The organism is Cupriavidus sp. HPC(L), from assembly GCF_000307735.3.
Lineage (GTDB): Bacteria > Pseudomonadota > Gammaproteobacteria > Burkholderiales > Burkholderiaceae > Cupriavidus.
The window spans coordinates 1-10,847 of record NZ_AMPR02000072.1 but is presented as its reverse complement, the minus strand read 5'-3'; the positions used below and the strand labels follow the sequence as shown (position 1 = coordinate 10,847).

Sequence of the window (10,847 nt, the reverse complement as noted above, 5' to 3'; positions counted from 1 at the left end):
TGGCGCCGCCAAGCCGGCCGCGCCGGCCGACGCCGGCGCCGGCAAGACCGCGGCCGCGGCGGCTTCGGCCAGCTATCTGACGCAGGTCAACGGCGCGCAGGCACTGCAGCTGCCCGAGCCGTTCGACCGCGCCTGGCGCTCGGTCGGCCTCGCGCTGGACCGCGTCAACTTCACGGTCGAAGACCGCGACCGCGGCCAGGGCCTGTACTACGTCCGCTATGTCGATACCCGTGACACGGTCAACGACAACCGCGGCTTCTTCTCCAAGCTGTTCACGCGCAGCGGCGGCGATGCCGCGCGCCAGGCCAAGAAGTATCGCGTCGCACTGAAGGGCAGCGGTTCGGGCACCACCGTCACGGTGCTGAACGACGCCGGGCAGCCGGAGTCGACCGAGATCGCCAAGCGCATCCTGACGCTGCTCGACGAGCAGCTGCATTGAGCGCCGCCTTGCGCGCTGCATTGAGCGGACCTGCGATGCCGGATCGGCGCGCCGCCGTGGCCCGTCCCGACAAGGGGCGGGCGCGGCGATGATGCGGTTCGGCTTTCTGGGCAGCGGCAGCGAAGGCAATTCGCTGCTGATCGAATCCCGTGATGGCGTCAGCGTGACCCGCGTGCTGCTCGACTGCGGCTTCGGTCTGCGCGAGACCGCGCGGCGGCTCGAGCGGCTTGGCGTGACCCCGGACGGGCTCGACGCGGTGCTGGTCACGCACGAGCACGGCGACCATGTCGGCTCGGCCTATGCCTTTGCCGCGCGGCATGGGCTGCCGGTCTTCACCACGCATGGCACCTGGCTCGCGACCTTGCATCTGCGCGGTGCCGACAAGGCCGATGTGCGTGTGATCGGCGCCGACTACACGTTCGAGATCGGCAATCTGCAGGTATTGCCCTACACCGTGCCCCACGATGCGCGCGAGCCGGTGCAGTTCGTGCTGTCCGATGGCGATGCACGGCTTGGGGTGCTGACCGACGCGGGAATGGAGACGCCTTATCTGGTGGCCCGTCTGGCGGGCGTCGATGCGCTGGTGCTCGAGTGCAATCACGACCGCGAGATGCTGCGCAACTCGGTGTATCCGCCTTCGCTGAAACGGCGCATCGGCGGCGACTTCGGCCATCTGGCCAACGAGGTGGCCGCGGCGATCCTGGCGCGCGTCGCGCACAGCGGCCTCGGCCGCGTGGTTGCGGCCCATCTGAGCCAGCAGAACAACACGCCGGCGTTGGCGACCGGCGCGCTGGCGGCGGCGCTCGGCGCGGGTCCCGACGATATCCTGGTCGCGGACCAGTACGAGGGCCTGGGCTGGCAGGCGGTGAAGGGATCGATCTGACGCGATCAGACCAAGGGGGGCGAGCCGGCCGCGGCGGCGCGGCCCGGCGAGCGCCCATAAAAAAAACCGGCCCGAAGGCCGGTTTTTTCGTTCGGGCGAACGCTTACTTGGCTTCCGCAGCCGAAGCGTCAGCGGCCGGAGCCGAAGCGTCAGCAGCCGGGGCCGAAGCGTCGGCAGCCGGAGCAGCAGCGGTGTCAGCAGCCGGAGCCGAAGCTTCGGTAGCCGGAGCGGTAGCAGCCGGAGCAGCGGTGTCAGCTGCGGGAGCGGCTTCTTCCTTCTTGCCGCAAGCGGCCACGGCAACAGCAGCCAGCAGGGAAGCGATCAGGAGAGACTTCTTCATTGTTCGTCCTTTAACTTGTAATAGAAAGAAAAACAGGCGATGAATAATTACCGGTAATTATCGCTCGTGAACTTCAATTTAATGGCTCTCCCCGGTGCCGTAATTGCTTTGGTCCACAGTACGAGCCAGCTGGCGATTATATCCACGTTTTCCCGGCTTGTGTAGCGGCGTCATTTGCTGACCACACTGTTACGCATTATTACATCGCAGCCGGTGCCAGCTGCAGCCAGCCCTCCAGCGTCCAATGGTGAAAGGTCTCCATCAGCTCGGGCAGGTCGGCGCATTGCGCGACCTCGGCGGCGGTCAAATGGCGCCGATCGGCCAGCCGGCGCAGCCAGCCGGCCAGCTCGCCCGGCACCTCGTAGGCCTCGCCATTGAGGAAGAAATGGCTGCGGTCGTATAGCGCGATCGAAGCCGGCGCCAACACAATGCCGTGCGTTCTGGCCAGTTTCGCGTATTTTCCGGCGGCGATTTGCGGAACCTCGGCGAACTCCACGCCGGGCTTCGGTTCGGACAGATGGGTGCCGATAAACTCGGACACCATGTCATTGGACCAGCGCAACGCCTGCAGCCGTTGCGCAACGGCGCGGGCGAGATCCGCCGGCAGTTGCGCGGGGCGCGAAGTGGCCGCCTGACCGGGGTCGGCATAACGCCCGGACAACGCTTCGTTGTCCTCCACGGTTTCCGACAGCCACGCCAGAAAATGGCCCGCCAGCTCTCGATAGGCCGGGGCGCGGAAACCGATCGAGCAGGTCATGCACTCGCCGTCGGCGACGCCATCGTGGGCGTATTGCGGCGGCAGGTACAGCATGTCGCCCGGCTCCAGCACGAACTCCTGTTCCGCTTCGAATTCGGCCAGTATCTTTAATGGAAGATCGGGCACCAGTTCGAGCCGGTCCTGCGACGAGATGCGCCAGTGGCGCCGGCCCGAAACTTGCAGCAGGAACACGTCATAGGAGTCGAAGTGCGGACCGACACCGCCGCCGTCGGTGGCATAGCTGACCATCACATCGTCCAGGCGTGCATCGGGAATGAAGCGGAATTGCCCCATCAGCGCGGCCGCCGCGCTATTGTGGAGGTTCACGCCCTGGACCAGCAGCGTCCATTGGCGCGCCTTGGCGGGCGGCAGGTTGTCGGCGGCAAAGGGGCCGTGCGCCAGTTTCCAGCGGTTGCGGAAGTGGGTGACGAGCCGCGACTCGACGTCGTCGCGGTCGGCCAGCTCGAAAAGCGCTTCCCGCGAGACTGGGGGCACGATATCAGGGATGGCTTGTCGAACCAGCAGGGGTTTGCGGTGCCAGATATCACGCATGAATGCGGCGGGCGTCATGCCCCCGAGCAGCTGAAGTGGCGCATCCGGATCCACCGGGCCGCGGGGCAGGGCCTGCGCGTATAATGCGGAATCGTTCATGGAGTGAAGAATTGAAAATCGCGAAGAACACGGTTGTGTCCGTGGTGTACAAGCTGTCGGATGCGCAGGGCAATCTGATCGAAGAATCGGATGAGCCGATGGTCTACTTGCACGGCGGCTATGATGGCACGTTCCCCAAGATCGAGGAAGCACTCGACGGTCATGCCGCAGGCTTCGAGACGCAGTTGCAGCTCGAGCCCGAGGATGCCTTCGGCGACTACGACGCCGAACTGGTCAAGGTCGAGCCGCGCGATCGTTTTCCCGAGCCGCTGGAAGTCGGCATGCAGTTCGAAGGCGTGCCCGAAGACGGTGACGAAGAGGATTCGGTGATCTATACCGTTACCGATGTCGCCGAGGACAAGGTGGTGCTCGACGGCAATCATCCGCTGGCCGGCATGGCGCTGCGTTTCTGGCTGAAGGTCTCCGAGGTCCGCGAAGCGACCGCCGAAGAAGTGGAGCACGGCCACGCGCACGGCGCGTCCGGCATCGAGGTGGTCGACGAGGACGAGGACGACGACAGCCCGCGCACGCTGCACTGATCGGCGTATGGATCCATCGAACGGAAAAGCCGGCATTGCCGGCTTTTTCGCTTTCCGGGGGGTGAGGTTTCCGCGCTAGTTCTTGCCCGCGCCGTCCTGCAGCGCGACCGAGAACAGCGAACGCGAATCGGGCGAGATCGTCAGTTCGGTCCATTGCTTCGGCGAGCCCACCGGCAGCGCGACGCGCGTGAAGCTGCGGATCGTCTTGCCCTTCGCATCGCGCAGCGGCGTATCGATGCCGAAGCCCCCGATGCTGCTGTGGATCAGCAGCACCTGCCCGCGATAGTCGCTGACCAGCTCGCGCAACTGCCGCTTGAATTCAAGATAGCCGTCGCGCTTGCGATGGCGCAGGAATCCGTCGAGCAGCGTCGGCTTGCCGCGCTTCTCCCAGCCGTTGCCGAACAGCGGATCGCCGTGGATCACCAGCACGATGCCGTCGAGCGATTCCTGTTCGGCGACCGAGAACGCGCGTGCGAGCCATTGCCGGTTGGCTTCGCGGCGATCCTCGAATTCGCCGTTGCGGCCGGCCTCGGTGCGATAGTGGTTGTTGTCGTCGGGCACGTTCATGCCGACCAGCAGCACGTTGCCTGCGGTCCAGCGCACGTTCTCGCGATAGCTGCGGAACTTGGCCTGATCCGATTGCCGGATCAGCCGAAGCTTGCGCTGGCCCAGCGAATCGTCGTCCGGAAAGGCCAGCTCGCGCAGCCTGGCCAGCCGCTCGTCGGGATCGAAGCTGCCGTTGACGGCCTGCTCACACTCTGCCCAGTCGGTTTCGCCCGGGATATAGATCAGCGGCAGCGGCGACAGATCGAGCAGCCCCAGCCGGCCGGCCAGCATTGCATCGGCGCACGACTCGGTATCGCCCTTGATGCCGCCGGCATGGATCACGAAGGCGAGCTTGCGCTGCGCGAGGTTGTCCAGCAGTTGCTGCGTCGGCGCCTCGGCGTCGGGCCATTGGGGCAGGTCGGCGAACAGTGCGATGCGGACCAGTCGCGAGTCGACAGCCTTGCCGCCTTTGCCGTCGGCCTTGCCGCCGGCTGCCTGCGATTTGGCGGCGACCGGCTGCACGGCGGCGGCGCTCTGCGTGCACCACGCGCCCATCAGCGCCGCCGCCATCGCAATGGCCAGCAGCGGTCGGCACGACAGGGCCCATCGGCGCGCGCTTGCCATCGTCATGCCGGCTGACCGGATTCCTCGGCCAGCGCCTTCAGTCGGTACAAGGCGTCGAGCGCCTGCCGCGGCGTCATGCTGTCGGGATCGAGATCGCGCATGGCCTCGTTCAGCGCATCGTTGGCCGGCGCAACGGAAGCGGCGGCGCCATCGTCGCGGACATCGTCATCGTCAGCCGTGGGCACCGCCGGCGCCGCGAACAGATCCAGCTGCGGCGTCGGCGTGGCGTCGGTCGATTGCTGCTCGAGCCAGGCCAGATGCTTGCGCGCGGCGCGGATGACCGGTTGCGGCACGCCTGCCAGTTGCGCGACCTGCAGGCCGTAGCTCTGGCTGGCCGGGCCGTCCTGCACCGCGTGCAAGAAGACGATGCCGTCGCCATGCTCGACCGCGGACAGATGCACGTTGGCCGCCTGCGGAAATTCCTGCGGCAGCTGTGTCAGCTCGAAATAGTGCGTGGCGAACAGCGTGTGGCTGCGGTTGTGCGCGAGCAGATGGCGGGCGATCGCCCATGCCAGTGCCAGGCCGTCGAAGGTCGATGTGCCGCGGCCGATCTCGTCCATCAGCACCAGGCTGTGCGGCGTCGCGTTGTGCAGGATGGCGGCGGCCTCGGTCATCTCGACCATGAAGGTCGAGCGGCCGCCGGCCAGGTCGTCGGCGGCGCCGATGCGCGTGAAGATCCGGTCGATCGGCCCGACCGTCGCGCGCCGCGCCGGCACATAGGCGCCGACGCAGGCCAGCAGCACGATCAGCGCGGTCTGGCGCATGAAGGTCGACTTACCGCCCATGTTCGGGCCGGTGATCAGCAGCAGCTTGCGCGCCTCGGTCAGCTGGCAGTCGTTGGCGATGAACGGCGTCGACTCCGCGGCCAACTGGCCCTCGACCACCGGATGACGGCCCTGCACGATGTCGATCACGTTCTCGTCGACGCGCTCGGGGCACGACCAGTCCAGCGTGCGCGCCCGTTCGCCCAGCGCGGCCAGCACGTCCAGCCGCGACAGCGCCGCCGCGACCCGGCGCAGCTCGCCGATATGCGGCAGCAGCAGTTGCAGCAGACCTTCGTACAGCTGCTTCTCGCGGGCCAGCGCACGGTCCTGCGCCGACAGCGCCTTGTCCTCGAAGGCCTTCAGCTCCGGCGTGATATAGCGCTCGGCGTTCTTCAGCGTCTGGCGCCGGCGATAGTCGTCGGGCACCTTGTCGGCCTGGCCGTTGGTGACCTCGATATAGAAGCCATGCACGCGGTTGTATTCGACGCGCAGATTGGCGATGCCGGTGCGGGTGCGTTCGCGCGCTTCCAGGTCGATCAGGAACTGCCCGCAGTTCTCGGAGATATCGCGCAGCTCGTCGAGCTCGGCGTCGTAGCCGCGGGCGATCACGCCGCCATCGCGCACCGCCGTCGACGGCTCCGGTGCGATCGCGCGCGCCAGCAGGTCCAGGCAGTCCTGCGGTACCGCCAGCTCCGCCAGCGTCTGCGCCAGCAGCGGGGCGGTGTCGTCCGGGGTCACGCAGGCCTGCACGTCGGGCAGCGCCGCCAGCGTATCGCGCAGCGACGACAGGTCGCGCGGACGCGCGCTCAGCAGCGCCAGCCGGGCGGTGATGCGCTCGACGTCGGCGAGCCGGCGCAGGCGCGCGCGCAGCGTGTCGAGATCCTGCGCCAGCAGCGCGCCGATGGCCTGCTGCCGTGCCTGGGGAATCGACCGCTCGCGCAGCGGATGGTGCAGCCAGTGGCGCAGCAGCCGGCTGCCCATCGCGGTGGCACAGGTATCGAGCAGCGAGAACAGCGTCGGCGCTTCGCCGCCGCGCAGCGTCTCGGTCAATTCGAGATTGCGGCGCGTGGCGGTGTCCAGGCCAACGAATTCGGTTTCGTGTTCGACCGTGACGCCCTGCACATGACGCAGCGACTGGCCCTGCGTGCTGGCCGCATAGTTCAGCAGCGCGCCGGCCGCGCCCAGCGCCGCGCCCAGCGGGCGGCAGCCGAACGGATCGAGACTGGCGACGCCCAGTTGCTCGCGCAGGCGACGCGCGCCGGCATCCTGGTCGAAGTGCCACTCGGGCAAGCGGGTGCGCGCGCACGGGTGCGCCGGCAGTTCGATGCCATCGGTGTGCAGCAGCTCGGCGGGGCGGATGCGCTCCAGCTCCCGCGCCAGTTGTGCCACCTCGCATTCCATCAGCCGCAGTTCGCCGCTGGCGAGGTTGAGCCAGGCCAGCCCAGTCTTGCTGACGCCGCGCCGCATCGTTTGCTGGTGCACCGCCATCAGGAAGGTATCGGCCTTGTCCGGCAGCAGCGCCGCGTCGGTCAGCGTGCCGGGCGTGACGATCCGGACCACCTTGCGCTCGACCGGTCCCTTGCTGGTGGCTGGATCGCCGATCTGCTCGCAGATCGCCACCGACTCGCCCAGCTTGACCAGCTTGGCCAGATATTGGTCGACCGAATGGAAGGGGATGCCGGCCATGCGGATCGGCACGCCGTTGGAGCTGCCGCGCGCGGTCAGCGTGATGTCGAGCAGCCGCGCGGCCTTCTCGGCGTCGTCGTGGAACAGCTCGTAGAAATCGCCCATCCGGTAGAAGAGCAGGGTGTCCGGATGGTCGGCCTTGATGCGCAAATACTGCGCCATCATCGGCGTGTGTTTTTCCGCGGTACCAGCCGATGCGCTGGCGGCCGCGGTAGTTGGCAGGTCTTCGGACATGCAATCCTCTCGGCGGGCCACTGCAGACGGGCAGCGGCCGGGTTCGGAGCGTGCGCGAGGCCGTGGGCGTCGCACGCAAACGCGCATTTTACTGCGCGTTGCGGCCCGGTACGGAGAGGAGTTGGGTGAAAAACTGTGAGGGATGGTTAGCGCCCCGGTTCATCCCGGGGCCGACCCCTCAGGCCACCGGCCCGCCGTTGTCCAGCGAATACGGCGTCAGCAGGCGCACCATCTGCGCGAATGCCTTCGGGTTGCCGGCCAGCACCTCGCCCTGTTCGAGCTGGCGCGCTTCGCCGGCGTAGTTGCCGACCAGGCCGCCGGCTTCGGTGATGAGCAGCATGCCGGCCGCCATGTCCCAGGGCTTCAGCCCGGTCTCGAAGAAGCCGTCCAGCCGGCCGCAGGCGACGTAGGCCAGGTCCAGCGCGGCGGCGCCGGGCCGGCGCAGGCCGGCGCAGTTCTGCGTCATCAGCGCGAACACTTTGACATAGGCCTCGAGGCCATCCAGGTCACGGAAGGGGAAGCCGGTGCCGATCAGGCAGTCGGCCAGCTTGTCGCGGCGGCTGACGCGGATGCGGCGGTTGTTCAGGAAGGCGCCGGCGCCCTTGGTCGCGGTGAACAGCTCGTCGCGGGTCGGGTCGTAGACCACCGCCTGCACCGGCGAGCCCTTGTGCAGCTGGGCGATCGACACGCAGTATTGCGGGAAGCCGTGGATGAAATTGGTGGTGCCGTCGAGCGGGTCGATGACCCAGGTGTACTCGTGGCCTTCCTCGCCCTCGCGCCAGGACTGGCCGGACTCTTCCGCTAGAATGCCGTGTTCCGGGTACGCCGTGCGGATGATCTCGATGATCGCGGCCTCGGCGGCGCGGTCGACCTCGGTAACGAAATCGTTGTGCTGCTTGCGCGAAACACGCAGGAGATCCACGTCCATCGACGCGCGGTTGATGATGGAACCGGCCTTGCGGGCGGCCTTGATGGCGATATTGAGCATCGGATGCATGAATCTCTCCAGGACGCCGGAAAGCGGGCGGCGCTGCGGACGACATGGCGCGCGCGGCTCCCGGCGGACAACACAACGGATTGTAGAAGAACGGGCGCGCTGGCCCTGGCTGCGCTGGCCGGCATCGATGCCTCGGCCGGAGCGGCGGAGCGGCGCGCCAAATAAATTGAACCCCGCATTGTATAGGAACCCGTCAATGGACACGAGCGAGCACGCAAACGAGGCCCCGGGCGCCCCGCAGCAGGCCCTGGACGCCGCGTTCGCGCGCGTGCGCTTCGTGCTGGTCGAGACCAGCCATCCCGGCAACGTCGGCTCGGTGGCGCGCGCCATCAAGACCATGGGCTTCGGCGGCCGGCCCGGGACGCTGGTGCTGGTGTCGCCGCGGGAGCCGGCCGTGCGCGAGCATCCGGAAGCCGTCGCGCTGGCCAGCGGTGCCGACGACGTGCTGCGGGCCGCGCTTGTGGTCGACGATCTGGAGGCGGCGCTGGCCGGCGCGTCCTATACCGTCGCGATGACCGCGCGCCAGCGCGAGTTCGGGCCACCGCGGCTGCTGCCGCGCGAGGCGACGGCAAAGGCCAGCGAGCACTTGCTGGCCGGCGCGTCCGGCATCGAAGCGGAAACCGCCGAGCCGGCCGATATCGCGTTCGTCTTCGGCAACGAGCGCTTCGGCCTGCCCAACGAGGCCGTCGATCGCTGCTCGGTGGTGACCCATATCCCAGCCAATCCGGCCTACGCCTCGCTGAACCTGGCCCAGGCGGTGCAGCTCGTCGCCTACGAGATGCGGCTGGCGCTGCTGCAGGAGCGCGCGGCGGTGCCGAGCGATATCGGCTATGCTGGGCAGGCCGCCACGGCCGAGCAGATCGAGGCGATGTTCGTGCATCTGCAGCAGGGCCTGGAGGCGATCGGCTTTCTGGATCCGGCCCATCCGAAGAAGCTGATGCCGCGGCTGCGGCGGCTGTTCGCGCGCAGCGGGCTGGAGCAGGAGGAAGTCAATCTGCTGCGCGGCATCGCCAAGCAGATGACACTGGCCGGACGCGGACCGCGCGGCGGCGACCGCAACAGCGACCGCAATAGCGACCGCAGTGGCAACACCACGGAGACATGACATTGGCGCGAATCGCCGCCTCTTCTCTGGGCACCGACGCTCCTCACGCCTTCCATCGCGAGCGATGTTGACGCCCGCGCCGCGCACGCCCGGGCTGCTCCCGCGCGTGTCGACGTAGCGGCGGGGCAGGTGCGGCGCCCGATGCCCATGACGGCATCAGGGTGCCAAATCTCTTACACTCCCTGCTTCCGTTTTCCCCAGGGCATTGCCCGGACACGACCCCGGCGGCATGCGCGTTCCGATGGCGCGCGGCACGGCGGGGCAATCGCACACGACCAAGATGTTCTCTCGCCTCAAGGAAGATATCGACACCATCATGCAGCGCGACCCCGCCGCGCGCAGCCGGCTGGAGGTGCTGACGTGTTACCCGGGCCTGCATGCCGTGGTGTTCCACCGCTTCGCGCACGCCTGCTGGAATGCAGGGATGCACTGGCTGGGCCGCTGGATCTCGCACTGGTCGCGCTTCCTGACCGGCATCGAAATCCATCCGGCGGTCAAGATGGGCCGGCGCGTGTTCATCGATCACGGCATGGGCGTGGTGATCGGCGAGACCGCCGAGATCGGCGACGACTGCACGATCTATCAGGGCGTGACGCTGGGCGGCACCTCGTTGTACAAGGGCCAGAAGCGGCATCCGACGCTGGGCACCGGCGTGGTCGTCAGCGCCGGCGCCAAGGTGCTGGGCGGCTTCACCATCGGCGATGGCGCGCGCGTCGGCTCCAATGCCGTGGTACTGAAGCCGGTGCCGCCGGGCGCGACCGCGGTCGGCGTGCCGGCCCGCATCATCCTGCCCGACGCGCCGCCTTCGCAGCAGGGCGCACGGCAGGAGTTCTCGGCTTACGGCATCACACCGAATGCCGACGATCCGGTGTCGCTGGCGCTCAAAAGCCTGATCGACCATGCGGCGAGCCAGCAGGAAAAGCTCGAGGCCGTGCAGGCCGCGTTGGACCGGCTCGGCGAGCATCTGGAGAACACGCCCAACGATCGCTTCGATGCCAGCGAGCTGCGCAAGCTGATGAAGTAGCGCGATCGCATCAAGCGAACGGGGCAGGACCTCCGTCTTGCCTGATGGCTCAGTCCAGCTGCGGCAGCTCGCGAAAGCCCTCGGCATCGAGCTGCAATGCCGCCGCGCGCGGATGCGCGCCATCGAGATCCCAATCGGTCAGTACCCAGCGCAGGCCATGCGGCTCGTCATGCCGGGCCGGGCGGTGCGTGTGGCCATGCACCATCGCCGCCGTGCCGCTGGCGCGCAGCAGCGCCGCCACCGCGGCCGGCGCGACAT

General features: G+C 67.9%; 11 protein-coding genes and 1 pseudogene. 6 read left to right on the top strand and 6 right to left on the bottom strand.

Annotation, left to right across the window (positions count from 1 at the left end; genetic code table 11):
- Together bamC and B551_RS05975 are read left to right on the top strand one after the other, a co-directional pair.
- Positions 1-439, top strand: a 439-nt coding sequence (bamC, locus tag B551_RS05980) for an outer membrane protein assembly factor BamC (RefSeq protein ID WP_023263669.1), incomplete at its 5' end; no start/stop codon positions are given.
- 88 nt (positions 440-527) lie between these two features.
- Positions 528-1,322, top strand: a complete 795-nt coding sequence (locus B551_RS05975; RefSeq protein WP_006576453.1) for an MBL fold metallo-hydrolase — start codon at positions 528-530, stop codon at positions 1,320-1,322.
- A 103-nt stretch (positions 1,323-1,425) separates the two neighbouring features.
- On the opposite strand, the gene B551_RS27000 is transcribed toward B551_RS05975, so the two are convergent.
- Both B551_RS27000 and B551_RS05965 read right to left on the bottom strand, forming a co-directional pair.
- Positions 1,426-1,662: a hypothetical protein gene (locus B551_RS27000; protein WP_043437644.1), complete on the bottom strand. Its 237-nt coding sequence runs from the start codon at positions 1,660-1,662 to the stop codon at positions 1,426-1,428.
- A 199-nt stretch (positions 1,663-1,861) separates the two neighbouring features.
- Positions 1,862-3,070, bottom strand: a complete 1,209-nt coding sequence (locus B551_RS05965) for a cupin domain-containing protein (RefSeq protein ID WP_023263668.1) — start codon at positions 3,068-3,070, stop codon at positions 1,862-1,864.
- A gap of 11 nt (positions 3,071-3,081) precedes the next feature.
- On the opposite strand from B551_RS05965, the gene B551_RS05960 reads away from it, so the two are divergent.
- Positions 3,082-3,609, top strand: a complete 528-nt coding sequence (locus B551_RS05960) for a peptidylprolyl isomerase (RefSeq protein WP_006576455.1) — start codon at positions 3,082-3,084, stop codon at positions 3,607-3,609.
- Positions 3,610-3,684: 75 nt separating this feature from the next.
- Here the strand turns inward: B551_RS05960 and B551_RS05955 are convergent, their stop codons facing one another.
- From B551_RS05955 to B551_RS05945, 3 genes are all read right to left on the bottom strand, one after another.
- Entirely contained in the window at positions 3,685-4,785 is a 1,101-nt protein-coding gene (locus tag B551_RS05955; protein WP_006576456.1) for a hypothetical protein, read from the bottom strand.
- Positions 4,782-7,463 (bottom strand): DNA mismatch repair protein MutS, encoded by a 2,682-nt coding sequence (mutS, locus tag B551_RS05950; protein ID WP_083492527.1) that lies wholly within the window; start codon positions 7,461-7,463, stop codon positions 4,782-4,784. Before mutS ends, B551_RS05955 begins: the two co-directional genes overlap by 4 nt.
- Positions 7,464-7,641: 178 nt before the next feature.
- Positions 7,642-8,460, bottom strand: coding sequence for an inositol monophosphatase family protein (locus B551_RS05945; RefSeq protein ID WP_023263665.1), 819 nt, complete (start codon positions 8,458-8,460; stop codon positions 7,642-7,644).
- Between B551_RS05945 and B551_RS26015 the strand changes: the two genes are divergently transcribed.
- From B551_RS26015 to cysE, 3 genes are all read left to right on the top strand, one after another.
- Positions 8,455-8,625 carry a hypothetical protein gene (locus tag B551_RS26015; RefSeq protein ID WP_157071919.1) on the top strand — a complete coding sequence of 57 codons (171 nt, stop codon included), beginning with the start codon at positions 8,455-8,457 and terminating at the stop codon, positions 8,623-8,625. The two genes, B551_RS05945 and B551_RS26015, sit on opposite strands and share 6 nt — an antisense overlap.
- A 31-nt stretch (positions 8,626-8,656) precedes the next feature.
- Positions 8,657-9,565, top strand: a complete 909-nt coding sequence (locus tag B551_RS05940; RefSeq protein WP_006577565.1) for an RNA methyltransferase — start codon at positions 8,657-8,659, stop codon at positions 9,563-9,565.
- 280 nt (positions 9,566-9,845) lie between these two features.
- A complete protein-coding gene (gene cysE / locus B551_RS05935; RefSeq protein ID WP_006577564.1) occupies positions 9,846-10,589 on the top strand; it encodes a serine O-acetyltransferase in 744 nt (247 codons plus the stop codon).
- Between the two features lie 49 nt (positions 10,590-10,638).
- Here cysE and B551_RS26460 read toward each other — a convergent pair.
- A pseudogene (locus tag B551_RS26460) lies at positions 10,639-10,847 on the bottom strand (UDP-2,3-diacylglucosamine diphosphatase); the annotation flags it as partial.

Bases quoted from the DNA above. Each gene is read 5' to 3' on its own strand.
- B551_RS05975 (WP_006576453.1), top strand. From the start codon at position 528: ATGATGCGGTTCGGCTTTCTGGGCAGCGGCAGCGAAGGCAATTCGCTG.
- B551_RS27000 (WP_043437644.1), bottom strand. From the start codon at position 1,662: ATGAAGAAGTCTCTCCTGATCGCTTCCCTGCTGGCTGCTGTTGCCGTG.
- B551_RS05965 (WP_023263668.1), bottom strand. From the start codon at position 3,070: ATGAACGATTCCGCATTATACGCGCAGGCCCTGCCCCGCGGCCCGGTG.
- B551_RS05955 (WP_006576456.1), bottom strand. From the start codon at position 4,785: ATGACGATGGCAAGCGCGCGCCGATGGGCCCTGTCGTGCCGACCGCTG.
- mutS (WP_083492527.1), bottom strand. From the start codon at position 7,463: ATGTCCGAAGACCTGCCAACTACCGCGGCCGCCAGCGCATCGGCTGGT.
- B551_RS26015 (WP_157071919.1), top strand. From the start codon at position 8,455: ATGCATGAATCTCTCCAGGACGCCGGAAAGCGGGCGGCGCTGCGGACG.
- B551_RS05945 (WP_023263665.1), bottom strand. From the start codon at position 8,460: ATGCATCCGATGCTCAATATCGCCATCAAGGCCGCCCGCAAGGCCGGT.
- B551_RS05940 (WP_006577565.1), top strand. From the start codon at position 8,657: ATGGACACGAGCGAGCACGCAAACGAGGCCCCGGGCGCCCCGCAGCAG.
- cysE (WP_006577564.1), top strand. From the start codon at position 9,846: ATGTTCTCTCGCCTCAAGGAAGATATCGACACCATCATGCAGCGCGAC.